The sequence below is a fragment of the Ensifer sp. SSB1 genome, from assembly GCF_016652895.1.
In the GTDB taxonomy this organism is placed as follows: Bacteria; Pseudomonadota; Alphaproteobacteria; order Rhizobiales; family Rhizobiaceae; genus Ensifer.
Map to the genome: position 1 here is coordinate 4,717 of NZ_JAEPRP010000054.1, position 26,180 is coordinate 30,896.

General features: G+C 62.2%; 21 protein-coding genes. 12 read left to right on the forward strand and 9 right to left on the reverse strand.

Annotated features, from left to right (window positions below; all coding sequences use genetic code 11):
* From I8N66_RS15385 to I8N66_RS15405, 5 genes are all read right to left on the reverse strand, one after another.
* Positions 1-373: NUDIX domain-containing protein (locus I8N66_RS15385; protein ID WP_291154906.1), on the reverse strand; the 373-nt coding region annotated here is incomplete at its 3' end.
* 8 nt (positions 374-381) lie between these two features.
* Positions 382-1,890 carry a DEAD/DEAH box helicase gene (locus I8N66_RS15390; protein WP_291154908.1) on the reverse strand — a complete coding sequence of 503 codons (1,509 nt, stop codon included), beginning with the start codon at positions 1,888-1,890 and terminating at the stop codon, positions 382-384.
* Positions 1,891-2,090: 200 nt separating this feature from the next.
* Complete coding sequence (locus tag I8N66_RS15395) at positions 2,091-3,422, reverse strand: M23 family metallopeptidase (protein WP_291154910.1); 1,332 nt, start codon at positions 3,420-3,422, stop codon at positions 2,091-2,093.
* Between the two features lie 103 nt (positions 3,423-3,525).
* A complete protein-coding gene (locus I8N66_RS15400) occupies positions 3,526-4,353 on the reverse strand; it encodes a ferritin-like domain-containing protein (RefSeq protein WP_291154912.1) in 828 nt (275 codons plus the stop codon).
* Positions 4,354-4,361: 8 nt separating this feature from the next.
* Complete coding sequence (locus I8N66_RS15405; protein WP_291154914.1) at positions 4,362-4,829, reverse strand: peroxiredoxin; 468 nt, start codon at positions 4,827-4,829, stop codon at positions 4,362-4,364.
* 415 nt (positions 4,830-5,244) lie between these two features.
* On the opposite strand from I8N66_RS15405, the gene I8N66_RS15410 reads away from it, so the two are divergent.
* Complete coding sequence (locus I8N66_RS15410) at positions 5,245-8,637, forward strand: DUF3971 domain-containing protein (protein WP_291154916.1); 3,393 nt, start codon at positions 5,245-5,247, stop codon at positions 8,635-8,637.
* Positions 8,638-8,689: 52 nt separating this feature from the next.
* Here the strand turns inward: I8N66_RS15410 and tyrS are convergent, their stop codons facing one another.
* Complete coding sequence (gene tyrS / locus I8N66_RS15415) at positions 8,690-9,943, reverse strand: tyrosine--tRNA ligase (protein WP_291154918.1); 1,254 nt, start codon at positions 9,941-9,943, stop codon at positions 8,690-8,692.
* 98 nt (positions 9,944-10,041) lie between these two features.
* Here tyrS and I8N66_RS15420 point away from each other — a divergent pair, with 98 nt between their 5' ends.
* Positions 10,042-11,169 carry an anhydro-N-acetylmuramic acid kinase gene (locus I8N66_RS15420; protein ID WP_291154919.1) on the forward strand — a complete coding sequence of 376 codons (1,128 nt, stop codon included), beginning with the start codon at positions 10,042-10,044 and terminating at the stop codon, positions 11,167-11,169.
* A gap of 135 nt (positions 11,170-11,304) precedes the next feature.
* Positions 11,305-12,510: a GGDEF domain-containing protein gene (locus tag I8N66_RS15425; protein ID WP_291154921.1), complete on the forward strand. Its 1,206-nt coding sequence runs from the start codon at positions 11,305-11,307 to the stop codon at positions 12,508-12,510.
* A 64-nt stretch (positions 12,511-12,574) separates the two neighbouring features.
* On the opposite strand, the gene I8N66_RS15430 is transcribed toward I8N66_RS15425, so the two are convergent.
* Positions 12,575-13,252, reverse strand: coding sequence for an alpha/beta hydrolase (locus I8N66_RS15430; RefSeq protein WP_113540012.1), 678 nt, complete (start codon positions 13,250-13,252; stop codon positions 12,575-12,577).
* 224 nt (positions 13,253-13,476) lie between these two features.
* On the opposite strand from I8N66_RS15430, the gene I8N66_RS15435 reads away from it, so the two are divergent.
* From I8N66_RS15435 to I8N66_RS15475, 9 genes are all read left to right on the forward strand, one after another.
* Positions 13,477-14,643, forward strand: coding sequence for a cysteine desulfurase family protein (locus tag I8N66_RS15435; protein WP_291154923.1), 1,167 nt, complete (start codon positions 13,477-13,479; stop codon positions 14,641-14,643).
* Between the two features lie 150 nt (positions 14,644-14,793).
* Positions 14,794-16,263, forward strand: a complete 1,470-nt coding sequence (gene sufB / locus I8N66_RS15440) for a Fe-S cluster assembly protein SufB (RefSeq protein ID WP_291154925.1) — start codon at positions 14,794-14,796, stop codon at positions 16,261-16,263.
* A 77-nt stretch (positions 16,264-16,340) separates the two neighbouring features.
* On the forward strand, positions 16,341-17,096 hold the full coding sequence (gene sufC, locus I8N66_RS15445; protein ID WP_113540008.1) for a Fe-S cluster assembly ATPase SufC: 756 nt from the start codon (positions 16,341-16,343) through the stop codon (positions 17,094-17,096).
* Between the two features lie 22 nt (positions 17,097-17,118).
* A complete protein-coding gene (sufD, locus tag I8N66_RS15450; protein ID WP_291154927.1) occupies positions 17,119-18,399 on the forward strand; it encodes a Fe-S cluster assembly protein SufD in 1,281 nt (426 codons plus the stop codon).
* 130 nt (positions 18,400-18,529) lie between these two features.
* Positions 18,530-19,771 carry a cysteine desulfurase gene (locus tag I8N66_RS15455; RefSeq protein WP_291154928.1) on the forward strand — a complete coding sequence of 414 codons (1,242 nt, stop codon included), beginning with the start codon at positions 18,530-18,532 and terminating at the stop codon, positions 19,769-19,771.
* A gap of 83 nt (positions 19,772-19,854) precedes the next feature.
* A complete protein-coding gene (locus I8N66_RS15460; protein WP_291154929.1) occupies positions 19,855-20,235 on the forward strand; it encodes an SUF system Fe-S cluster assembly protein in 381 nt (126 codons plus the stop codon).
* 99 nt (positions 20,236-20,334) lie between these two features.
* A complete protein-coding gene (gene sufA, locus I8N66_RS15465; protein WP_113540004.1) occupies positions 20,335-20,727 on the forward strand; it encodes a Fe-S cluster assembly scaffold SufA in 393 nt (130 codons plus the stop codon).
* Positions 20,728-20,819: 92 nt separating this feature from the next.
* Positions 20,820-22,325 (forward strand): PAS domain S-box protein, encoded by a 1,506-nt coding sequence (locus tag I8N66_RS15470; RefSeq protein WP_291154931.1) that lies wholly within the window; start codon positions 20,820-20,822, stop codon positions 22,323-22,325.
* A 10-nt stretch (positions 22,326-22,335) separates the two neighbouring features.
* Positions 22,336-22,764 (forward strand): response regulator, encoded by a 429-nt coding sequence (locus tag I8N66_RS15475; protein ID WP_113540002.1) that lies wholly within the window; start codon positions 22,336-22,338, stop codon positions 22,762-22,764.
* A 174-nt stretch (positions 22,765-22,938) separates the two neighbouring features.
* Here I8N66_RS15475 and gcvP read toward each other — a convergent pair whose 3' ends face one another.
* Positions 22,939-25,803, reverse strand: a complete 2,865-nt coding sequence (gcvP, locus tag I8N66_RS15480) for an aminomethyl-transferring glycine dehydrogenase (RefSeq protein WP_113540001.1) — start codon at positions 25,801-25,803, stop codon at positions 22,939-22,941.
* On the reverse strand, positions 25,803-26,165 hold the full coding sequence (gcvH, locus tag I8N66_RS15485; RefSeq protein ID WP_025427112.1) for a glycine cleavage system protein GcvH: 363 nt from the start codon (positions 26,163-26,165) through the stop codon (positions 25,803-25,805). The genes gcvP and gcvH overlap by 1 nt, the downstream gene beginning before the upstream one ends.
* Between the last annotated feature and the right edge of the window lie 15 nt (positions 26,166-26,180).

Sequence of the window (26,180 nt, forward strand, 5' to 3'; positions counted from 1 at the left end):
GTGACAGCGGCTGGGGCAGGGCATCGAGATCGAACCACCCGAGTGCAGAAAGCTTGTGCGGCTCCGTAAGTTCAGGTTCGCCAGCAAAGTCCCGGGACACGTAGATCATCGAGATCCAGTGCTGACGGTCGGCCTCGATCACCTGTTCGCTGAGGCAGAGGAATTCGCTCGAACGGATCTGGAGGCCGCTTTCCTCTTCGGCCTCGCGCCGCGCAGCGGCTTCCGAGCGTTCCATATGGTCGACCTTGCCGCCGACGATGTTCCAGTGCTCGGCTTCGGGCGCGTTCACGCGCCTGTAAAGTAGGATCTTGCCATCGCGCACGATCGCAAGTCCGCAGCCGAAGCCCGGAAAATCGATGCCCGGCAGGCCCATAGGTTTAATCAGGCCTTGCCGGCAATCAGCATGAAGGCAGGGATTTCGTCGCCGAAGCCGACGGGCGTCGGGCCGTCATCATAGTCGCGGCGGTGACGGTTGCGGCGGTCGCGATTGTCATCATTGGCCGGGTTCGATGCGCGCACCGGACGATCGGCGCGGTTATTCTGTCCCTGCTTGTTTTCTGCGCTGCGTGCCGGTTTCACCGATTCCGCCCTTTCCGCGACTGTTTCAATTTCGGCCTCACTATCGGCACGCACGGTATCGGATTTATGATCGGAACGGCCCTTCGAGGCACGATCCCCATCTTTTTTCCGGTCCTTACGACCATCGCGGCCGCGATCACGGCGGCCGGTATCGTGGCTTTCCATCGGCTCAGGCAGATTGGAAAGGTCGCCGTTCAGCCATTCGACCTTCTGGCCGATCAGCTTTTCGATGGCATCGGAGAACTTCGTGTCGCGCTTCGTCACGAGCGTGAAGGAGGCGCCGGAGCGACCGGCACGGCCGGTACGGCCGATACGGTGCACGTAGTCTTCCGCATGAATCGGAACGTCGAAGTTGAAGACGTGGCTGACGTCAGGAATATCGAGACCGCGGGCAGCAACATCGGATGCTACGAGCAGTGTGATGTTGTTGTCCTTGAAGTTGGCCAACATCGTCATACGCGAGCGCTGGTCCATATCGCCATGCAGCGCGCCGACGGAGAAACCGTGGCGGTCAAGCGACCGGAAAAGGTCGGCGACATCCTTCTTGCGATTGCAGAAGATGATCGCGTTCTTCAGGTCGTCCTGGGCGCGAATCAGATCGCGCAGCACGGCGCGCTTCTCGTAATCCTTGGCGTGCGCGGCAACGAAGCGCTGCGTCACCGTCTGTGCCGTGGAGGCCGGGCGGGCGACTTCGACGCGCTCCGGGTTCTGCAGGAAGCGATCGGCGAGCTTCTGGATTTCCGGCGGCATGGTCGCCGAGAAGAACAGCGTCTGGCGCGTGAACGGGATCATCTTGGCGATACGCTCGATATCGGGAATGAAGCCCATGTCGAGCATGCGGTCGGCTTCATCGATGACGAGGATCTCGACGCCGGTCATCAAGAGCTTGCCGCGCTCGAAGTGATCGAGCAGACGGCCGGGCGTGCAGATCAGCACGTCGGCGCCACGCTCGAGCTTGCGATCCTGCTCATCGAACGACACGCCGCCGATCAGAAGCGCGATGTTGAGCTTGTGGTTCTTGCCGTACTTGTCGAAGTTCTCTGCGACCTGGGCGGCAAGCTCGCGCGTCGGCTCCAGGATCAGCGTGCGCGGCATGCGTGCGCGTGCGCGACCCTTTTCGAGCAACGTCAGCATCGGCAGCACGAACGAAGCCGTCTTGCCCGTACCCGTCTGGGCGATACCCAGAATGTCACGACGCTGCAGCGCCGGCGGGATGGCGCCAGCCTGGATCGGGGTCGGGGTTGTGTAGCCCGCATCGGTGACAGCGGAGAGAACTTTTTGGCTCAGGCCAAGGTCAGCAAAATTGGTCAAAGGGAAATCTGTTTCCGTTCCGGTTCAATAGAACACTGATCGATCGATGGAAAACGCACGAGCACGTGGCCGCGCTCATAAGCTGAACGTCGCTGAAAGTCAAGAAATCCAGCACGTTGAAGCAGCAAAAGGTAAATAGTGGCGAATCTGTCGCATTTCTTGTCAAGCCGCGCAAGACCCGCGGACGGTTCAAATGACCGTCAATTCATGTAGGAGGCGAGCTTCCGGCTGGCATCGATGAACCGCATGGGATCCACCGCTTCGCCGTTCAGGCGGATTTCATAGTGCAGGTGCGGCCCGGTGGAACGGCCCGTATTGCCGGACTTGGCGATGACTTCGCCTTCCTTCACCTGGTCGCCGACCTTCACCAGGACGGCGGAGAGGTGGGCGTATCGGCTCGACACGCCGTTGCCGTGGTCGATCTCGACCATGTTTCCGTAACCGCCGGTCAGGCCGGCATTCGTCACGGCACCAGGTGCGGCCGCGCGGATACGCGTGCCGACCGTCGCACGGAAGTCGATGCCGGCGTGGAGCGCCAGTCGACCGAGGAAAGGATCGAGGCGGTTGCCGAAGTCACTGGTGATATCGCTCGCCGGAGAGGGGTTGCCGAAGGGCAACGTGCGGACCTGCGCCCGTGTCTGCTCCAGCTCCAGAAGAGCCGTGTCCAGAGCGGCCAGCGAGCGGCCGAATTCGTCATCGGTTGCCGGCTCGACGAAAGGGCCGCCGATGGCGCTGTCGCCGTCGTCCGAGGTCGCAGCGGGGACCATTTCGGCGACGTCGCCGACCGGCAGGTCGACGCCGGTCCGGCCGACGATCGAGCGAATCGCATCCGATGTCTTTGCCGCGCCGTCGGTCAGTTGTTTCAGGCGCGTCATCTGTTCGAGTTCGACGTCCTTCAGCGACAGTGTCACTTTGGAAAAGATCCGATCGGCGCGATCAGATGTCGATTCGGCCGCGTCGGGCGCAGCGTAGGCGAGGGGAGCGGGGCGGACGGTACCGGTGACCGAGGCCGTGTTCAGCCCCATCAGTTTCTCAATCGCCTTTAAGCCGCCGCTGCTGGCGTCAGCTCGCTTCTCATAGACAAGCGGTTCGATGATCTGGGGTTCATTGCTTTCCGTCGTCAGGCCCGAGCTCTCGGCCCTTTCGACCAGAGCTCCAAGCTTTCCGTTGCGCGAGGTCAGCGCCATCTGTTGGCGCAGCAGCTTCTCGACCTTTTCTTCCACCACCTGCTGGTCGAGGAGTTGCCGGCTGGTGACGCGATCGACCTGCGCCCTCAGCGCCGTGATTCGATCCTCGTATTCGTGCTGCATGCGCGCCTGGCGGGCGATCGTGCCGCCGATGAGATCGTCGCGCAGGACCAGATAGGATGTGGCGGCGAGATAGCCGATGCTGCAGACGCCGGCAAAGGATACCGCCATTGCCGCCATCCAGGGACGTACCGTCATGTGGCGGACCTTGTCGCCACTTGCCAGTATCAGAACGTGATTTTCCTTACGTTTTCCGAAGGCACGATTTGCCGAACGTCCAGACACCCGTTCTCTCCCGCCATGTGCGCGTTGCCTCGCATCACCTGCGGATCATTACACTTCGTTAGGGTTAACAATTGGTAAGGATGATTGCAGGAGCGTGACGCGGCTATCGGTTGGTAGAGGCCGTCATCGAGCGGTAGAAGGACGGTGTCAGCCCGGCCTCGGCGCGGGCAATATCGTTGAACGGCGCCTTCAGCGGTCCACGAAAGTTGGCACGCACGAGCGCCTGGAAGGTCGCTGCGGGATCCTTCTTCTCACGGGCACAGAGAAAGCGAAACCATTTGGCACCGACGGCAACATGGCCTTTCTCGTCTTCGTAGATCACATCCAGCACGGCCGCGCTCTCGAAGTCGCCGGTTTCGCGCATCTTGGCCTGCAGCGCCGGCGTCACGTCGAGGCCGCGCGCTTCGAGAATGAGCGGCACCACGGCAAGCCGCGCCGTCAGGTCGTTGCGGGTATCATGCGCCGCTTGCCAGAGCCCGTCATGGGCGGGCAAGTCGCCATAGTCGGCGCCAAGATCGTTCAGCCGCTGGCGAACCATACGGAAATGCTTGGCCTCCTCGAAGGCGACACGCATCCAGCCGTCGAAGAAAGAATTCGGCACCGGCTCGGTCGCAAAGCGGGCGACGATATCGAGCGCCAGATCGACGGCGTTCAGCTCGATATGGGCAATCGAGTGCAGCAAGGCGATGCGTCCCTTGAGGGACCCGAGCGACCGCCGCTTCACCTGTGTCGGCGGTGTCAGCACCGGCTTGTCCGGCCGCCCGGGGCGGACCGGAACGGGCCTGTCGAGCGGCGAGCGCAGCGACAGGGCGCGGCGCTGCCAGCGTCTTGCCGCTTCCTGCGCAAGCGCCGTCTTGATCTCGAGGTCCGCGGCGCGAATCGCTTCCACGGCTCCGCCCCGCAGGCTGTGAAACACGGGCAATTCGGTCATGGGGTTCCTCAGAGGGCCTTTGCGGCGGCCAAGACCTCCTGGGCGTGACCGTCAACCTTCACCTTTTCCCAGACCCTGACAACGACGCCGTCGGCGCTGATCAGGAAGGTGCTGCGTTCGACGCCCATGTATTTGCGGCCATACATCATCTTCTCGACCCAGACGCCATACGCGGTCACCACCGCCTTTTCCTCGTCGGCGGCGAGTGTCACCGTGAGGTTGTGCTTCTTGGCGAAGCGATCGTGCTTTTTCACCGAATCAGGCGAAAGGCCGATCAGCGTGATGCCGGCTGCCGCAAACTCTTCGGCAAGCTCGGAGAACGAGATCGCCTCCAGCGTGCAGGCCTGCGTATCGTCCTTCGGGTAGAAGAACAGCACTACGGGTCGGCCGCGAAACGCGGACAGCGAAATCGTGCCGCCGCCATCGCGCGGCAGCGTGAAGTCGGGAGCGACATCTCCGGGAACGGGTCTTGCCATGATTAAACCTTCCTTCGGCCAAGTTTTCCAGACAATCCGACGCTATTGCACGTCTCCCTTGGTCGTCGCCGAGTAAAGGGTAAAACATGCAATAACTCAAAGTTCTACAGCGACTTTTGCGCACCTTGGAAGGCGCGCGGCGCTGTAGGGCATATCGAAATTCGTCGACCGCCGTCCAGCGCATTTGTGCTAGATTCGACAGGTTTCGGACGGCACGCGCCGCTACGAAACGTTGCAGTCGTTCGCTTAGCGCGATTCCGGTTGCAGGTGGTGGCTGTCCACAGCATGGTCCCGCGTCTCATGGTGACTCTGCACGGCGACATGTGGTCTACAAGAAACGAGAAACCGCCGCCCGCAACGACTGACAAGTAGGACGCGGCGAAGGGCTCGTATCGAACGGAGGACGTCCGCGCTGATGAGTGATATCCGCGGCGAAAAAGTCGGCTTTCGCAAGAAAGACATCGTCGCGTTGCATGCGTTGCCTTCGGCGCAGGCACACGATCCTATTATCGTGCACGCACCACGCAAGAGCGCGCCCCTGCGCCTCTGTGCCAAGATTGCCCTTTCCATATCGCTGCTCGCCCTCATCCTAGGGGCGATCCTCGTGACCGTGATCGAAAGCGGCATGATGGACAGCACGCTGAACGCGCGTGCGCGGGCCGCCCTCAATTCGGCGCTCGGAAACGCCTATCACGCCGATGTCGGCAGCACGGTTGTCCGCATGACGGCAAGCGGCGCAATTGCGCTCAAGGCGCGCGAAGTGGAGCTCAGCGAGGCGACATCCGGGCAGCCCGTTGCGAAGCTGCGCTCGATCTCGATCGCGCTCGAACCGCTGGCGCTGCTGACCGGTCACATCGCCGTTTCGCGGCTCGAAGCGGAAGGCGGCGATTTCGATACCGGGCTCCTTCCTCGAGGCGAACCGCTCGATCTCACCAAGATCCGCATCGCCGATGTCGGCCAGGCCCTTGAAGCCCTGTTTTCCCATGTCGACCGCATGTCGCAGATGGCGGCCGGACGCGGCAACCAGACCGTAACGCTCTCCGATTTCAGTTTTTCCGTCGTCGGCTCCCGCAACCGCGTCGTTCCCGTCGTCGCCTCCGCGCTCGAATTCAACCGCGATGCCAGCGGCTCCATGAGCGTGAAAGGCAGCGCCTCCGTCGATGGCGTCGAGGTCGATCTCACCGCCGACGCGCTCGGGCAGAAGGGGCACGTCACGGGTTTTGAGGCAGCGATCACCAACCTGCCGCTTGCGCCGTTCTTCTATCACGGCAAGTCCGGTGCTGAGCAGGCGTTCGGCATCGACGCAACGGCAGGGCTGACACTGAAGGCGACGCGGGCTGCGGGCGAAGCAAAACCGGATCTGCGCGTGGCGGTGCGCACCTCCAAGGGTGCGTTCCATGCCGGCGGCCTCGTCTCGACGCTCAATCCATCACAGATGGACATCGCCTATGATTTCGAGCGCTCCTCGGTCGAGATCCTGCCGTCGGCCGTCAAGATCGGCCGTTCGACCTTTCCGTTCACCGGCGCGATCATCGACCTCGACAAGCTCTCGGGCGCCACGGAGAAAGGCTTCGCGATCGATCTTCTCCTGAAGAACGCCAGTTCGGCCCCGGAGGACGTCACAGAGCAGCCGCTGATCTTCGATGCCAAGGCGAGCGGCCGGTTCACGTCGGACACCCACCGGCTGATCTTCGATCAACTCGCAGTATCGAGTCCGCTCGGCTCGATGTACGGTTCGCGTTCGGTCGCCTTCGGCAAGACCTCGCCGCAGATCAGCTTTGCCGCCGTCAGCGATCGCATGGAGGCGAGGGCCGTCAAGCAGCTGTGGCCGTGGTGGCTCGCCAAGGGCGCCCGCCGCTGGGCGATCGGCAACCTCTTCGGCGGCATCGTCACCAACGCCCGCATCGAAGTGTCGGTTGCCGAGGGTCGGATTGCCAACAATGAGGGGGAGTTGAAGCTCAACGAGCAGGAGCTCAACATCAACTTCGACATCGACGACACGCGCATCAACATAACGGGCGAGATACCGCCGTTGCGCGACACGTCCGGCAAGTTCAAGCTGAGCGGACAGCGCATGACAGTCGACGTTGGGCGGGGCACTGCCTATTTTCCGTCGGGACGATCCGTGGCGCTCAATGGCGGCGACTTCATCCTTCCCGATGTCTACACCAAGCCGCTGATGGCGGAAATGAAGATCGAGGTGGGTGGCGAGGCTGATGCGATCGCCGAGCTCGTCAGCTACAAACCGATCCAGGCGCTGCAGAAAACGAAATTGTCGCCGGAGGATTTCAGTGGCCCCCTGACGGCTGTCGTCGGTGCACGCTTCGGCCTGATCTCCGACCAGAAGCCACCGAAGCCGCTCTACCAGGTGGAAATGCAGCTCGACAAGGTCAGCGTCAACAAGGCGCTCGAAGGGCGCCCTGTGACCGATCTGGTGGGGACGTTCCGCGTCGACAATCAGCAGGCGGTGCTGGACGCCGATGCGAAAATCGAAGGCGCAAAGGTCAAGGTCGCACTGACCGAGCCGGTCGATGCGGGTTCGACCGTGAAGCGCTCGCGCCATATCTCGGGCACACTGGAAGACGGTGTCTGGCAAAAAATCACGTCGGGTCCCTCCAAGATCATCTCCGGACCGATCACGGTCGACGTCGCCATCGATGAGACCGGCAAGCAGAAGGTGAAGGTCGGCCTTACCAAGGCGGCATTGTCGCTGCCCTGGATCGGCTGGAGCAAGGGTGTCGGAATTCCGGCCGAGGCGCAGTTCACGTCGAGCATGGACGGCGATTTGGCCACAATCAGCGATTTCGCCGTTGCTGGCGACGGTTTCGGCGCGCGCGGCAATCTGCAGGTGGACAATAGCGGCCTCGTATCCGCCGATCTCAATAATGTCCGTCTGGCACAAGGTGACGACTTCAAGGTTTCAGTCGATCGCGGCAAGGGCGGCTATACGGCCAAGCTCACCGGCGCGGCTGCAGACATCAGGCCGATCCTCGCGCAGATAAAGGCGGGAAGCGACCAGAACCAGGGCGGCAGTGACGATATCACCGTGAAGGCCCAGCTCGATCGCATTACCGGCTTCAACGGCGAATCCCTGTCGAACGTGAACCTTGTCTATGCGGAACGTGGAAGCCAGATCGAGGACGTCAACCTTTCTGCCGTCACCGGCAGCGGTCAAGCGCTCGTTGCCCGGATCGCCAAGGCCGGTGCCGACAACACGCTGGAACTGACGACAGGCGATGCCGGCGCGCTGGCGCGCTTTGCCGATATCTACCAGAACATGCGCGGCGGCCTGCTCAATCTCAAGCTGCGCGACCGAGGTGGGCGCTCCTGGCGGGGCAGCGTCGATATCCGCAAGTTCCAACTGGTCGGCGAACAGCGGCTCCAATCGATGGTGTCGACGCCAACGGGCGCCGATGGACGAAGCCTCAACCAGGCCGTCCGCCGCGACATCGACGTGAGTTCGGCCCGCTTCGAGCGCGGCTTCGCGCAGCTTGCGCTCGACCGCGGTGCGATCCGCGTCGATGGCGGCGTGCTCCGCGGGACCGATGTCGGCGCGACTTTCCAGGGGACTGTACGCGACGGCAACGGCATCATGGACATGACCGGCACCTTCATGCCGGCCTACGGCCTGAACCGCATTTTCGGCGAACTGCCATTGATCGGCGCATTGCTGGGCAATGGTCGTGACCGTGGCCTGCTCGGCATCACCTTCAAGCTCAACGGCCCCTTCAACCAGCCGAAGCTGACGATCAACCCCTTGTCGATCATCGCGCCGGGCGTCTTCCGCAGCATTTTCGAATTCCAATGAAAAAGGCCGGCGCTAAAGGCCGGCCTTGCGAACGTTGCTTGATGCGCCGGCTTTAGGCCGGGCGCACCAGAATGTGCTTCTTCTTGCCGAGCGACAGCTTGACGACATTGTCGGCGGTCACGTCGCCGGTACCGATCAGCCGGCGCTCGTCGCTGACGGCCTCATCGTTGATCCTGATGGCACCGCCCTGGACGTGACGACGGGCTTCGCCATTGGAAGCGGCAAGGCCGGCGCGCACGATCAGCGTCAGCAGGCCAAGGCCGGCTTCGAGATCTGCGGTCGGAATTTCGACCGAAGGCAAGTCGTCGGCAAGCGCACCTTCCTCGAAGGTCTTGCGCGCCGTCTCCGCCGCCTGCTCGGCCGCCGGGCGGCCGTGCAGCATGGCGGTGATTTCCGTTGCGAGGATCTTCTTGACCTCGTTGATCTCCGAGCCGCCAAGCTTCGAGAGACGCTCGATCTCCGCCATCGGCAGCGTCGTGTAGAGCTTCAGGAAGCGGGTAACGTCGGCGTCCTCGGTATTTCTCCAGTACTGCCAGAAGTCATAGGCCGACAGCATGTCCGGGTTCAGCCAGATAGCGCCGTTGACCGACTTGCCCATCTTGGCGCCCGACGACGTCGTCAAAAGCGGCGAGGTCAGCGCGTAAAGCTGCTCGGTGCCCATGCGGTGGCCGAGGTCGATGCCGTTGATGATGTTGCCCCACTGGTCCGAGCCGCCCATCTGCAGGCGGCAGCCGGTGCGCTTGTGCAACTCCACGAAGTCGTAGGCCTGCATGATCATGTAGTTGAATTCGAGGAACGACAGAGACTGCTCGCGATCAAGCCGCGTCTTGACGCTGTCGAAGGACAGCATGCGGTTGACCGAGAAGTGGCGGCCGACGTCGCGCAGGAATTCGAGGTAGTTGATACCGAGCAGCCAGTCGGCGTTGTTGATCATCAACGCGTCCTTCGGGCCTTCGCCATAGGTCAGGTAGTTGGAAAAGACCGTCTTGATGCTGGCGATGTTGGCTTCGATCGTCGCCGGCGTCATCAATTGCCGCGCTTCATCCTTGAAGGAGGGATCACCGACCATGCCGGTGCCGCCGCCCATCAGCGAGATCGGCTGATGGCCTGTCGCCTGCATCCAGTGCAGCATCATGATCTGAATGAGACCGCCGGCATGAAGGCTCGGTGCCGTTGGATCGAAGCCGATATAGGCCGTCACGGTTTCCTTGCGGAACAGTTCATCCAGGCCCGACTCGTCGGAGATCTGGTGGATGAAGCCACGCTCGCTGAGGGTGTGAAGGAAATCGGACTTGAAACCGGACATGATCTGTCTCTCTTGCGGGGAAGTTTTTGAACGAACGGGCGTTTAGCACTGTTTCCGCGCATAATCACTTCAAAAGTGATTCTGGAAATATTGACGGCATGACACAGACAAGAACGGCAATCGGCCTGATGAGCGGCACCAGCATGGACGGCATCGATGTCGCTTTGCTGAGGACCGACGGCGACGCGATCGTCGAGCGCGGCCCCTCTGCCGGCTATGCCTATGACGCCCGCTTCCGCGACCGGCTGAAACAGGGATTGGACGAGGCGAAGACCATCACGCAGCGGGACCAAAGGCCCGGAGCGCTGTCGGAGCTCGAGCGCGACCTGACGCTACGTCATGCCGAAGCGGTCAAGGCCTTCCTGCAGCATAACAGCCTGAAGCCGGCTGATATCGATGTGATCGGCTTTCACGGGCAAACCGTACTGCATCGCCCCGACGAAGCCCTGACCGTGCAGATCGGCGACGGCGCGCTGCTTGCCAACGAAACCGGCATCGACGTCGTCTACGATATGCGAGCCAACGACATGGTGCATGGCGGGCAGGGCGCGCCACTGATCCCGGCCTACCACGCTGCTCTGGCGCGGAGCGCGGCCGGGCTTGCGGCGCCAGTCGTCTTCGTCAATATCGGCGGTATTTCCAACCTGACCTTCATCGGCACTGGGGAGACGCTGGTTGCCTATGACAGCGGCCCCGGCAACACGCTGATCGATCAATGGGTCGAGGCACATGCCGGCATTCCCTACGACCAGGGCGGCATGATCGCGAGCGAAGGCACCGTTCTGCCCGATCTCGCATCACGTTACCTCGCCAGTCCTTTCTTCGCCGCCAAGCAACGCCGCTCGCTCGACAGAAACGATTTCGCGCCGCCGTCGGGAAGCGACGCCGGCCTGGCCGACGGCGCCCGTACGCTTGCCCATGTAACGGCAGCAGCCATTCTCAAATCCGCCGGGCATTTGCCGCAGCGACCGTCCACCTACATCGTTTGCGGCGGGGGCCGCCTCAACCCGGTGATCATGCGCGACCTCGCGGCGCTGGCGAAGGAGACGGGCGCCGTGGTGCTCCCGGCGGAGGATGCCGGCTTAAACGGCGATTCCATGGAAGCCGAGGCCTGGGCTTATCTCGCCGTGCGCTCCTTGCGGGGTTTACCGCTCACCTATCCAGGCACGACGGGTGTCCGTCAGCCCGTCACGGGCGGAAAACAAGCTGCCAGACCTGCTCGCTGAAAAGCCCGAAACGGTGTATGGTATCCACCGAACGGATTAATCAATTCTTCGCATCGGCCCATTAGGATCGGCATCCGCTACCACGTGTGGTGGCGAAGAGCGGCTCGCCGCAATACGAAGGTTTCGGGTTCTTCGATGGGTGGTGCGCTTTCTCTGCTGGCTGTGAACTTCATCATTGCGCAGATTTTCACGGCCGCATTCCTCACCATCGCTGCAAAAAGCCGCCAGCGCCGCGCGGCCCTGTGGTGTGCCGCCGGTTTCGCTGTCGCCTCGCTTGCGGCCGTTTGCGAAGCAATCGTTCCCTTCTCGTCCACGCCGCGGCTCTTTGCGATCGGAGCCTTCGCCTGCATGCTTGGCGGCTTCTGCCTTCTGCGGTTCGGGCTCGGTCTCTTCTATGAGGTCCCGGTGCGTTGGCCGGTGCTGGGCGCATGCTTTATCGCCGGTGTCGCGTTGGATGTGGCCATTTTCGGTCTGCCGCGCGGCACCTGGCTGCATGCCATTCCCTACCAACTACCCTTCTTCCTGATCCAGATGTGGACCGCGTCCGTGGTGCTGCGTTCAGGACGTCGCTCGTTCTTCGACTGGCTGCTTTTCGGCCTGCTGGCACTCTGCTCGCTCTATTATCTCGTGAAGATCTATGCGGCCGTGGCCGCCGGCTCTGGCGCCTCCGCTCAAGATTACGTTTCGAGCCCGTTCGCGCTCATTTCCCAGGCACTCGGTGCGATGTTGATCGTCGGAGCAGGACTTGCGATGCTCGGCGTGATGGTCAAGGACATCATCGACGATGTGCAGGCCCGTTCGGAAATCGACCTGCTTTCAGGGCTCTACAATCGCCGTGGCTTCATGGATCGCGTCATGCCGCTCTTGCATGCGCGTGCCACCCAGACGCCAGGCACACTTATTCTCGCCGACCTCGATCGCTTCAAGCTGGTCAACGACACCTATGGCCATCTTGCCGGTGACGAGGTGATCCGTCGCTTTGCGCGGGTGCTGATGGACGTCATGCCGAACCGTGCCGTGGCCGGTCGCCTTGGCGGTGAGGAATTCGCAGTGTTCCTGCCCTGTACCGACCTGTCGGAAGCCCGCGTCGTCGCCCATGGCATGCGCGCTGCCATCATGTCCCAGCAGATCGCCAGCTTGCCGGAAGCAGCGCGTGTAACGGCGAGCTTCGGCGTCACCACCGCCGGTAGCGGCGAGGCCCTGGCTCCCGTCATGCAGCGCGCCGACAAGGCGCTCTACTCAGCCACGGCGAACGGAAGAAACCGCGTCGAGTGCGCGGATGTGCCGACCACCGTCGTCAATCCGACTGTGCCGCAGTGGATCAGCCGCCCGCAAGGCTAGCCTGAAACGAAAAGGGTCGCGCGATTCGAAGAACGCGCGGCCCTTTTTGTCAATCTACCAGGGGTCAGCGAATGCGCTTGGCAGCCGGCTCCGGCGTCAGTTCGCCGTTGAGGCGACGGTCGAGGTAGTCCTCGCACTCCGTCATCAGGCCATCGACCTGGCCATTGAAGAAGTGGTTGGCGCCCGGAACGGTGCGGTGGGTGATGAGAATGCCCTTCTGGGCTTTAAGCTTCTCGACGAGACCATTCACGTCCTTCTCCGGCGCGACCTTGTCGGAATCGCCGTTGATGATCAGGCCCGAAGACGGGCAGGGCGCCAGGAACGAGAAGTCGTAGATGTTCGGCTGCGGAGCGACAGCCATGAAGCCTTCGATCTCCGGGCGACGCATCAAGAGCTGCATGCCGATCCAGGCACCGAAGGAATAGCCGGCAACCCAGCAGCTCTTGGAATCGGGGTGCAGGCTCTGCACCCAGTCGAGCGCCGATGCCGCGTCCGAGAGCTCTCCGGCGCCATGGTCGAACTCACCCTGGCTGCGACCGATGCCGCGGAAATTGAACCGGAGCGTGGTGAAGCCGCGCTTCTGGAACATGTAGAAGAGCTGGTAGACGATCTGGTTGTTCATCGTGCCGCCAAACTGCGGATGCGGGTGCAGGATGATGGCGATCGGTGCGCTCTTCTGCTTCGAAGGCTGATAGCGGCCTTCGAGGCGGCCAGCGGGTCCGTTGAAGATGATTTCGGGCATTGGTTCTCCGGGAGTGTTCCTGGTTCGAATCTTGGGTTCAGATCGCGATCAGTCTTGACGAAAGCAGTCAGCTTTTCTAAAACCTAGTTTAGAACCGTTCAAAACTTCTGTGCGGACATTCCGCCTTGTGCTTCGTCTCATAAGGCAAGCGACGCGGAAAATTCAAGGAAAATGCATCGCCAGAGGTTGCCGGGTCGCAGCCTGTTGTTCTAGCGAAGGAAATCATGTCGAGTTCGCGCATCTACATGGACTGGAACGCCACGGCGCCGCTTCTGAGCGAAGCGCGCGAGGCATGCCTGTTCGCGCTCGACCTTGTCGGCAACCCTTCTTCCGTCCATGGCGAGGGCCGTGCGCTGCGCACGCTCATCGAAAATGCCCGCCGCGATGTGGCCGCCCTTTGCGGCGCAAAGCCTGCGAGCGTCATCTTTACCAGCGGCGCAACGGAAGCAGCGAATCTTGTGCTGACGCCCGATTTCCGCATGGGACGCACACCGCTGAAAATCGGCCGGCTCTACGCCTCGGCGATCGAACATCCGGCGGTACGCGAAGGCGGGCGATTCCCGCGCGATGCCGTCAATGAAATCCCCGTGACCTCCGCGGGAATCATCGACCTTCAGGCGCTTCGGGACCTGTTGGCGGCGCATGATCGCCAGCTTGGCTTGCCGATGGTTGCCGTCATGCTGGTCAACAACGAGACCGGTATCATCCAACCGATTGCCGAGATCGCCGAGATCGTTCGTGCCCATGGCGGCATTCTCGTCGTTGACGCGGTTCAGGCCGCCGGCCGCGTGCCGCTCTCGATCGAAGAACTCGGCGCCGATTTCCTCATTGTCTCTTCGCACAAGATCGGTGGCCCAAAGGGCGCCGGCGCGCTGGTGGCGCGCGGCGAGGTGATGATGCCCGCACCGCTAATCCGCGGCGGCGGACAGGAGAAGGGCCATCGTTCGGGCACTGAAAATCCGGTGGCAATTGCTGGCTTCGCCGCGGCCGCCAGGATCGCCGGCGAAGGCGTCGGCCAGCGGATGAGCGCGATTGCCGCGCTGCGCGACAAGCTCGAAGGCGACATGCTGGCAGCGGCTGGCGATGTGGTCATACACGGTCGCGACGTTTCGCGCGTCGGCAACACGACATTCTTCACGCTTCCTGGCCTGAAAGCGGAAACGGGACAGATCGCCTTCGATCTCGAAGGGGTGGCGCTTTCGGCCGGATCGGCTTGCTCGTCCGGCAAGGTCGGGCAGAGCCACGTGCTGACGGCGATGGGTTACGATCCGCGCCAGGGTGCGCTGCGGATCTCGATCGGCGAGGCGACGACGGCGGCCGAAATCGAGCGTTGCGCCGCTGCCTTTGCGAAGGTAGCAGCAAGACGCCGTGCATCGGGGAAAGCCGCCTGAGGCGGAGCGAATGGATGAAATTGCGGAAAAGCAATTTTCCGCTTGGCAAACAGGGTGAAAAGCGCCTTTTAGCCATTACATAAGCGGTGCGCCGAGCGCATCGTGTTTACAAGCTGCCGGACCTTGGATCCGGCAAGATTGGAGAACGACATGCCTGCCGTGCAGGAGACCATTGATCAGGTCCGTCAGATCGACGTCGACCAGTACAAATACGGCTTTGAGACCACCATCGAAGTCGAGAAGGCCCCGAAGGGTCTTTCGGAAGATATCATTCGCTTCATCTCCGCAAAGAAGAGCGAGCCGGAATGGATGCTTGAGTGGCGTCTGGAGGCCTATCGCCGCTGGCTGACGCTCGAAGAGCCGACCTGGGCGCGCGTCAGCTATCCGAAGATCGACTTCAACGAGATCTACTACTACGCCGCTCCCAAGGGCGTGACTGGTCCGAAGTCGCTCGACGAAGTCGACCCCGAAATCCTCAAGGTCTACGAGAAGCTCGGCATTCCGCTGAAGGAACAGGAAATCCTGGCGGGCGTGCAGAAGTCGAAGATCGCCGTCGACGCCGTGTTCGACAGCGTCTCGGTCGTCACCACCTTCAAGGAAGAGCTGAAGAAGGCCGGCGTGATCTTCATGTCGATCTCCGAGGCGATCCGCGAACATCCGGACCTTGTGAAGAAGTATCTCGGCTCCGTCGTTCCGACGACCGACAACTACTATGCGACGCTGAACTCCGCGGTCTTCACCGATGGCTCCTTCGTCTTCGTGCCGAAGGGCGTTCGTTGCCCGATGGAACTGTCGACCTACTTCCGCATCAACGAGAAGAACACGGGCCAGTTCGAGCGCACGCTGATCATCGCCGAAGACGGCGCCTACGTGTCCTATCTCGAAGGCTGCACGGCGCCGCAGCGCGACGAGAACCAGCTTCACGCTGCCGTCGTCGAACTGGTTGCGCTCGACGACGCCGAGATCAAGTACTCGACGGTGCAGAACTGGTATCCGGGCGACAAGGAAGGCAAGGGCGGCATCTACAACTTCGTCACCAAGCGTGGCGATTGCCGCGGCAAGAATTCCAAGATCTCCTGGACGCAGGTCGAAACCGGCTCGGCGATCACCTGGAAGTATCCGTCCTGCATCCTGCGCGGCGACGGTTCGCGCGGCGAGTTCTACTCGATCGCCGTTTCGAACGGTCACCAGCAGATCGATAGCGGCACCAAGATGATCCACCTCGGCAAGAACACGTCGAGCCGCATCGTCTCCAAGGGCATCGCTGCCGGCGTTTCGGAAAACACCTATCGCGGCCAGGTTTCGGCCCACCGCAAGGCTGAGAATGCCCGCAACTTCACCCAGTGCGACTCGCTGCTGATCGGCGACAAGTGCGGCGCGCATACCGTGCCCTACATCGAGGCGAAGAACTCGACGGCACAGTTCGAGCACGAGGCGACGACCTCGAAGATCTCCGAGGACCAGCTGTTCTACTGCCTGCAGCGCGGCATCCCGACGGAAGCGGCGATCGCGCTGATCGTCAACGGCTTCGTCAAGGAAGTGATCCAGGAGCTGCCGATGGAGTTCGCTGTCGAAGCGCAGAAGCTGATCGGGATCTCGCTCGAAGGCTCGGTCGGCTAACGCCCCGGACTGAATATTTAATGGCGCGCACGATGTTGCGCCCGAACACAAATTCGTTTCCCAAGAGGACGATTAGAATGCTTGAAATCAAGAACCTGCACGCCCGCATCGCCGAAGACGGCACCGAAATCATCCGTGGCCTGAACCTCACCGTGAAGGCCGGCGAAGTGGCTGCCATCATGGGCCCGAACGGCTCCGGCAAGTCGACGCTCTCCTACATCCTCTCGGGCCGCGAAGACTACGAAGTCACCGAAGGCGACATCCTCTACAACGGCGAGAGCATCCTGGAGCTCGACGCTTCCGAGCGTGCGGCCAAGGGCATCTTCCTTGCCTTCCAGTACCCGGTCGAAATCCCCGGTGTTGCCACCATGCAGTTCCTCAAGGTAGCGATGAACGAGCAGCGCAAGTATCGCGGCGAAGACGAACTGACGACGCCGGAATTCATGCGTCGCGTCAAGGAAGCGGCAGCGGAACTCAAGATCGCTCCGGAAATGCTGCGTCGCCCGCTGAACGTCGGCTTCTCCGGCGGTGAGAAGAAGCGCGCCGAAATCCTGCAGATGTCGCTGCTTGAGCCGAAGCTGTGCGTCCTCGACGAAACCGACTCCGGTCTCGACATCGACGCGCTGAAGATCGTTGCCGACGGCGTTAACGCGCTGCGTTCGCCGGACCGCGCGGTCGTCGTCATCACCCACTACCAGCGCCTGCTCGACTACATCGTGCCGGACAGCGTGCACGTGCTCTACAAGGGCCAGGTCATCAAGTCGGGCGACAAGACGCTGGCACACGAACTCGAAGCCAACGGCTACGCGGACATCATCGAGGCCGCGGCCTGACGCCTGTTGAAGGAGTGTTCGAATGAATATGCAACAGGCAATCAAGATGACGGCAGCCGAGACGGCGCTCGTCGACGCCTACACCGCCCAGATCGGCGATCTGCCGGGTGACGGTTCGGTACTCTCGGTTCGCGACACGCTGGTGCACGAGCTGCGCACAGCTGGCCTTCCGACCCGCCGTGTCGAATCCTGGCACTACACGGACCTCAGAACGCTGCTGCGCGCCGTTCCCGCAGCCGATCCGACGGCTTTTGCCGATCGCGTCGACGCGCTGGTTCCGGGCTCGACGGTGCTTTCCGTGCGCAACGGCCAGGTGGATCTCAAGGGCAGCCTTCCGGAGGGTTTGACTGTCCGTTCCTACGTCGACAGCCTGCTCGACGGTTCGGCGGCAGCCGGTCTCGCGGTGCTCGGCTTTGATGACGCGATCGGCCGCATCAATGGCGGCCTCGTTCGCGGCGGTCTCGAAATCGACGTGGCCGCTGAAACGGCGCTCGAAGATCCGCTGGAAATCCAGCTGGTACAGAGCCTCGGCCAGGCGCATACGCGCTTCCCGGTGACCTTCGGTACCAACACCAAGGCAACGGTAGTCGAGCGGCATCTGTCGACCAACGATGCCGAGAGCTTCGTCTCCTCGGTCAGCGACGTGACGCTTGCCGAAGGTGCGGACATCATCTGGATCGTCCTGCAGCAGCAGGGTGCAGCCGATACCCATCTCGGCCAGATCCGCTTCGACCTTGGCAAGAACGCCAAGCTGCATCTCTTCGTGATCAACGCGGGCGGCAAGCTGGTGCGCCAGGAGATCCACGGCAAGACGAGCGGTGAGGGCGCCGACTTCAAACTGCGCGGCATCAACCTGCTTGGCGGTGAGACCCATACGGACGTGACCTTTACGCTCGGCCACAACGTGCCGCACACCACGTCGACGGAGATTATCCGCAACGTCGTGTTCGATCGGGCCAAGGGTGTGTTCCAGGGCAAGATCCTGGTCGCCAAGGACGCACAGAAGACCGACGCGAAGATGGCGTGCAACACGCTGCTTCTGTCCGACGACGCCGACCTGTCGGCCAAGCCGGAACTGGAGATCTTTGCTGACGACGTGCAGTGCGGCCACGGTGCGACGGTTGCCGATATCGACCACACGCAGCTCTTCTACCTGATGGCGCGCGGCGTTCCGGAAAACAAGGCGCGGGCCATGCTCGTCAATGCCTTCGTTGCCGAGATCGTCGAAGAGCTTGAAGACCACGAGGCGCTGGTCGAGGCACTGGAAGACGTCATCTCGACCTGGCTCGACAAGCACGCCTGACGGGCTCCTTGCGTAATTCCTTAAATCCGCAGCGATTTGAGGGTAAATTATGCAGCGGTTCAACATGTTGCAGTGCGCTTAGCGCGTCTTGAGGGACGCGCGGCGCTCCAGGGCAATTGGATTAAGAGACATGGAACACACTGTACCGGTGCCTGCCTACGACGTCGAAGCGATCCGCAAGGATTTCCCGATCCTGTCGAAAACCGTCTACGGTAAGCCGCTTGTCTATCTCGATAACGGCGCATCGGCACAGAAGCCGCAGGTCGTGATCGATGCGATCTCCCATGCCTATTCCAACGAATACGCCAACGTCCATCGCGGCCTGCATTTCCTGTCGAATGCCGCGACGGAAGCCTATGAGGCGGCGCGCGAAAAGGTGCGCCGCTTCCTCAATGCCCCGTCGGCCGAAAACATCATCTTCACCAAGTCCTCGACCGAAGCGATCAACACGGTCGCCTATGGCTACGGCATGCCGAAGCTCGGCGAGGGTGACGAGATCGTGCTGTCGATCATGGAACACCACTCCAACATCGTCCCTTGGCACTTCATCCGCGAGCGCCAGGGCGCCAAGCTGCTCTGGATTCCGGTCGACGATAACGGTGCCCTGCACGTCGAGGAATTCGTCAAGTGCCTGACGGACCGCACCAAGCTCATCGCCATCACCCATATGTCGAATGCGCTGGGCACGGTCGTTCCGGTCAAGGAAATCTGCCGCATCGCCCGCGAGCGTGGCATCCCGGTTCTGGTCGACGGCAGCCAGGGCGCGGTGCACATGCCGGTCGATGTCCAGGACATCGACTGCGACTGGTACGTGATGACCGGCCACAAGCTTTACGGCCCCTCCGGCGTCGGCGTGCTTTATGGCAAGATGGACCGACTGAAGGAGATGCGGCCGTTCCTCGGCGGCGGCGAGATGATCGAGGTGGTGACCGAGGATACCGTCACCTACAACGACCCGCCGCACCGCTTTGAAGCCGGCACGCCGCCGATCGTGCAGGCGATCGGGCTCGGCTACGCACTCGACTACATGGAAAAGCTCGGCCGCGCCGCGATCCAGGCGCATGAGGCGGACCTGACGGCCTATGCACGCGAGCGGCTTTCGGCGGTCAATTCGCTGAGGGTCTTCGGCGATGCGCCGGACAAGGGCAGCATCTTTGCCTTCGAGATCGCCGGCATCCATTCGCACGATGTGTCCATGGTGATCGACCGCGCCGGCGTCGCCGTTCGCGCCGGCACCCATTGCGCCCAGCCGCTCTTGAAACGCTTCGGCGTTACCTCCACATGCCGTGCGTCTTTCGGACTCTATAATACCAGGGCCGAAGTGGATGCGCTGGCGGATGCACTGGAACATGCACGCAAGTTCTTCGCCTGAGAACTTGAAAGTTGAAAATTTGCAAAAGGTTCAAAGAGTTCTTTTGATCTTCTGAACCAAAAGAGAAAGTCCAGGAGGCCGATATGAGCCTTGATGCTACGGAAGAAAAGGTCGATGTTCGCGAGGGCATCGTACATTCGGAAATCCCGGCCGAGGAACTGGCGCGGCTCAGCGACGACATCATCGCCGCGCTGAAGACCGTCTATGATCCGGAAATTCCGGCCGACATCTTCGAGCTTGGTCTCATCTACAAGATCGACATCGAAGACGACCGGATGGTCAAGATCGACATGACGCTGACCGCTCCGGGTTGCCCGGTGGCTGGCGAAATGCCCGGCTGGGTCGAGAATGCCGTCGGCGCCGTCGGAGGCGTATCGGGTGTTGAAGTCGCCATGACCTTCGATCCGCCGTGGACGCCGGACCGCATGTCCGAGGAGGCGCAGGTCGCCGTTGGCTGGTACTGAGCCGAACGCCCGCATATTGATCCGTTAAGGCACGGATACTACATTTGATTCTGTAAGGCGCCGGGCCTTTACCCCGGTGACGACAAGGAGAACGAGCCTATGGGCTTTGCCGTTATGAGCCTGACCGATGCCGCCGCCGACCGCGTGCGTTCGATCGTCGATGGCGCCGGAGCCGATGCCAAGGGCATTCGTGTCGGCATCAAGAAGGGCGGCTGCGCCGGCATGGAGTATGCCGTCGACCTGGTGACCGAACCCAATCCCAAGGACGACCTGATCGAGCATCAGGGCGCCAGGGTCTGGGTCGCGCCGGAGGCTGTGCTTTATCTGCTCGGCACGCAGATGGACTTCGAAATCACGACGCTGCGTTCCGGCTTTACCTTCAACAACCCGAACCAGACGTCAGCTTGCGGCTGCGGCGAATCGGTCGAGTTGAAGCCCGCCGACCTCGCGGCGCTCGCTGCGCAGGGCGACGCTGTGGTGCGCGCCAACTAAGTTTCTCCATTCCTTCAAGCGGATAGGTCGGCCCGGTTTTCGCCGGGCCTTTTTTCTGCTGAGATGCTTGGACGTGGAACAGGGGATAGGGCATGGCGGCGTTCAATGAGGATCTCGTCTTCAAGGCGCTCTACGAGACGTTTCCCGACCCAGTGATCATCATCGACGCCGAGCGCGTGATCCGCTCCGCAAACAACGCCGCCCTTCGCCAGTTCGGCTATTCGGCTGAGGAATTCATCGACCGTTCGGTACGGCTGATCTACGCCAACGATACGGAATACGGGAAGCGCCTGCGGAACCGGGCGGCCCGCGTGGACGAAACCGCCGCCCGGACCTCGAACTATCTCTATATCAGGCGCGACGGATCGACATTCTCCGGCCACCTTCGCACGACACCTCTGCTCGACGATCAGGGCGAAGAGCTGGCGCTGATCGGCATCATTCGCGACGTTTCGGATCTGACAGAGGCCGTGGGCGAGCGGCAGAAGGCTTCCGAAATGCTGAACGCGGCACTGGAAGCCATGCCCGAGGGATTCGCGATCTTCGACCGGGAAGAACGGCTGGTCGTCTATAACAGGGCCTACCAGGCGATTTGCGGGCCGGCAGGTGCGGCGCTTGAGCCGGGCATCACCGCCGAGGAAATCCTGCTTCTGGCACGCCAGGGCGGCCACTATCCCGATGCCTTGCCAGGCACCCGCGAGGGCGACGAATGGATCGCTTCGCGCCTGCGCGATTTCCGCCATCCCGACGGTCGACCCAAAATCTACCGCTACGCCGATGACCGCTGGCTACGTGTGGAGAACATCAAGGCGAAGGACGGCAACACTGTCGTCGCGCGCGTCGATGTCACCGATCTCAAGCGCGCGGAACTCGCGCTCGAGCGCCAGCGGCAGGAACTGGAGCACAAGAACGAAGCGCTCGACCAGTTCACGGCGACGGTGTCCCATGACCTCAAGGCGCCGCTCAGACACATCTCCATGTTCTCCGAAATGATCGAAGACGATCTCGCGGCAGGAAACCAGATCGAACTTGCCGAGAATGCGCGCCATCTGCGTGACAGCGTGAGGCGCATGAACCGGGTGATCGACAGCCTGCTCGACTATGCGCAAATCGCGCACCGGATCAGCCATTGGACAGAGGTGCGGCTCGCGGACATCGTTGCCGAGACGCTGACCATTCTTGCCAGCGACGCACAGGAAGCACAGGCAACCTTCGAGGTTGGCGACCTGCCGCAGCTGGAAGGCGACCCGGAGCTTCTCCGCCGTCTGGTTCAGAACCTGGTCGGCAATGCGATCAAGTATCGGCACGCCGACCGCCAACCGGTGATCCGCATTCAAGGCGGCCTCGTCGACCAGATCGTCGAGTTTGTGGTCGAAGACAACGGCATCGGCATCGATCCGCGCTTTTCAGCCCGGATCTTCGAAGTGTTCCAGCGGCTGCACAAGGACGAGACTGTCTATGGCGGCACCGGTATCGGCCTTGCACTGGCCAAACGCATAGCTGAAAGTCACGAAGGCTCGATCCGACTTGACACGACCTTCCGCGAAGGCGCACGTTTCATCGTGCTTCTTCCGAGGCGGCTACGGAAGGCGAACTAGGACGAAACAGGTGGCCTCGACGCCAAAGCGAGTGCTCTTGGTGGAGGACGACGCGCACGACGCGCGCTTCGTTATGCGTGCCTTCGCACAGGTCGACGAAACGATCGATCTGGTGCTGGCAGCAGACGCGGACAATGCGACCGAGCACCTTGCCCAAACGCATTTCGACTATGTGCTCCTGGATATCAAACTGCCCGGCAACGACGGCATCGAGCTTCTGCGGCGCATCCGCAGGGGACAGGCGACCGTCCTGATCCCGATCATCGTGCTGACCTCATCCAGCAATCCGACCGATGTGCTCCATTGTTATCGAGCCGGCGCCAATGCCTATGTGGCCAAGCCTGCTTCGGTCGCCGGCTACAGGCATTTTGCCGAGGCTTTCGTGCGATTCTGGATCGAGAACACCATCCTGCCTCCCGGAATGACCTCGCGTCGGTAGCCCTGCGCATCGCGTAATCGCCGGCGGAATGGCGCTACGCACGCGTATCGGTCGTACTTCGCGAGTTACGGAGATGCTTCTGGATGTGATGGGCGCGGGACGCGCACTTGCCACGGCCGCGGATAAGCGCCGGGAAAAACCGGCGGAGCGGGCGCCCCGCCGGTTCTTTAGACGTTACTCTGCCGCTTCCGCGTAGCTTTCCAGCGGCGGGCAGGTGCAGACGAGGTTGCGGTCGCCATAGACGTTGTCGACGCGGTTGACCGGCGACCAGTACTTGTCGACACGGAAGGCGCCCGGCGGGAAGCAGGCCTGCTCGCGCGAGTAGGGACGATCCCAATCGCCGACCAGGTCTTCGACCGTGTGCGGAGCGTTCTTCAGCGGGTTGTTGACCTTGTCCATACGACCTTCCTCGATCGCGCGGGCTTCCTCGCGGATCGCCAGCATCGCATCGCAGAAGCGGTCGATCTCGGCCTTGGTCTCCGACTCGGTCGGCTCGATCATCAGCGTGCCGGCAACCGGCCAGCTCATGGTCGGGGCGTGGAAGCCGCAGTCGATCAGCCGCTTGGCGACATCGTCGACGGTGACCCCGGCGCTTTCGACCAGCGGACGGGTGTCGATGATGCACTCATGCGCGACGCGGCCCCTGGACGACTTGTAGAGCACCTCATAGGCGCCCTTCAGGCGGGCAGCGATGTAGTTGGCGTTGAGGATCGCCACCTTCGTCGCCTGGGTCAGGCCTTCGCCACCCATCATCAGGCAGTAGCTCCAGGAGATCGGCAGGATCGAAGCCGAGCCGAATGGCGCCGCCGAAACCGCACCGTCATTGCCGTCGGTTTCCGGGTGACCGGGCAGGTAGGGTGCCAGATGCGCCTTGACGCCGATCGGACCCATGCCGGGACCGCCGCCGCCGTGCGGGATGCAGAAGGTCTTGTGCAGGTTCAGGTGGCTGACGTCGGAGCCGATGTCGCCGGGGCGGGCAAGGCCGACCATGGCGTTCATGTTGGCGCCGTCCATATAGACCTGGCCGCCGTGCTTGTGCACGATCTCGCAGACTTCGCGCACGTTCTCCTCGAACACGCCGTGCGTCGAGGGGTAGGTGATCATGCAGCACGACAGGTTTTCCGCGTACTGCTCGGCCTTCGCACGGAAATCGTCCATGTCGATGTCGCCGTTTTCGCTGACCTTGATGACGACCACCTTCATGCCGGCCATCTGGGCCGATGCAGGGTTGGTGCCGTGCGCCGAGGTCGGGATCAGGCAGACGTCGCGATGGGCGTTGCCCTGCGCCAGGTGGTATGCGCGGATCGTCAGCAGACCGGCATACTCGCCCTGTGCGCCGGAGTTCGGCTGCATCGAGATCGCGTCATAACCGGTGACGGCGCAGAGCTTCTCCGACAGATCCTCGATCATGTGCTGATAACCAGCCGCCTGTTCCTTCGGCACGAAGGGATGGATCTCCGAGAATTCCGGCCAGGTGATCGGCAGCATTTCCGCGGTGGCGTTGAGCTTCATCGTGCAGGAGCCGAGCGGAATCATCGCACGGTCGAGCGCAAGATCGCGGTCCGAAAGACGGCGGATATACCGCGTCATCTCGCTTTCGGCGCGGTTCATGTGGAAGATCGGGTGCATCAGGTATTCGCTGGTGCGCAGCAGCGGCTGCGGCAGGCGGTAACCCGGCTCGAACTCTTCCACCTTGAAGTCGCCACCGAAGGCGCGCCAGACGGCTTCGAGCGTGACGGGGCGCGAGCGCTCGTCGAGGCTGATGCCGATCTTGGTTTCGCCGATCTTGCGCAGGTTCACTTCCTCGGCGACCGCGGTCTTGAGGATGATGCCCTGCAGCTTGCCGACCTCGACGGTGATCGTATCGAAGAACACGTCGGGTTCGACGGTGTAGCCAAGCTTTTCAAGGCCCATGGCGAGACGCACGGTCTTCTGGTGAACGCTTTGGGCGATCGCCTTGATGCCCTTCGGTCCGTGGAAGACGGCGTACATCGACGCCATGACGGCGAGCAGAACCTGCGCGGTGCAGATGTTCGACGTCGCCTTTTCGCGGCGGATGTGCTGTTCGCGCGTCTGCAACGACAGGCGATAGGCACGGTTGCCACGGGCATCGACCGAAACGCCGACGAGACGGCCGGGCATGGAGCGCTTGTGCGCATCCTTGACGGCCATATAGGCCGCATGCGGTCCACCATAGCCGACCGGAACGCCGAAGCGCTGGGTGCAGCCGATGGCGATATCGGCGCCCATCTCGCCAGGAGACTTCAACAGGGCCAGCGCCAGCGGGTCGGCAGCGATGGTCGCGATCGCGCCGGTCTGGTGCAGGCGGGCAATCAGGCCGGTGAAATCGTTCACGTGGCCGTAGGTGCCCGGATACTGGAAGATCGCGCCAAAGACGTCGACCGGATCGAGATCGGTGAAGGGATTGCCGATGACGATCTGCCAGCCGAGCGGCTCGGCGCGGGTCTTCAGAAGTGCGATCGTCTGCGGATGGCAGTTCTCGTCGACAAAGAATGCCTTGGCCTTCGACTTCGAGACACGCTCTGCCATCGCCATGGCTTCAGCCGCAGCCGTCGCCTCATCGAGCAGCGAAGCATTGGCAACGTCGAGGCCGGTCAGGTCGCAGACCATGGTCTGGTAGTTGAGCAGCGCTTCGAGACGGCCCTGGCTGATTTCCGGCTGGTAGGGCGTATAGGCCGTGTACCAGGCGGGGTTTTCCAGGATGTTGCGCTGGATCACCGGCGGCGTGATGGTGCCGTAATAGCCCTGGCCGATCAGCGAAACGAGCTTCTGATTGCGATTGGCCGTTTCGCGCATCTTGTCGAGCGCTTCGCGCTCGGTCATCGGCGCGCCCCAGGCGAGCGGCGTCTTCTGGCGGATCGACGGCGGGACCGTGTCGTCGATGAGCGCGTCGAGCGTCGGATAACCGACGACCTTCAGCATCTCGTCCATCTCGGCCGGCGACGGGCCGATATGACGCCGATTGGCGAAATCATACGGCTTATAGTCCGTGAAGGTGAAATCCTTGGGCATGCTCATCAGGCGACGAGCTCCTTGTAGGCCGCTTCGTCGAGAAGGGCGTCGGCCGCGTTCGGATCGGCGAGCTTCAGCTTGAAGAACCAGGCAGCGCCCTGCGGATCGCTGTTGACGAGCGACGGATCGTCGACGATCGCCTGGTTGACTTCGACGATTTCGCCATCAAGCGGACAATAGACGTCGGATGCCGCCTTGACGGATTCAACGGTCGCCGCAGTGTCGCCCTTGGCGAAGGTGGAGCCGGTTTCCGGCAGTTCCACGAAGACGAGGTCGCCGAGCTGGCCGGCGGCATGTTCGGTGATGCCGACCGTTGCGACGCCAGCTTCGACCTTCAGCCACTCGTGTTCGTCGGTGAACTTCAACATTTGCGCTCTCTCCTG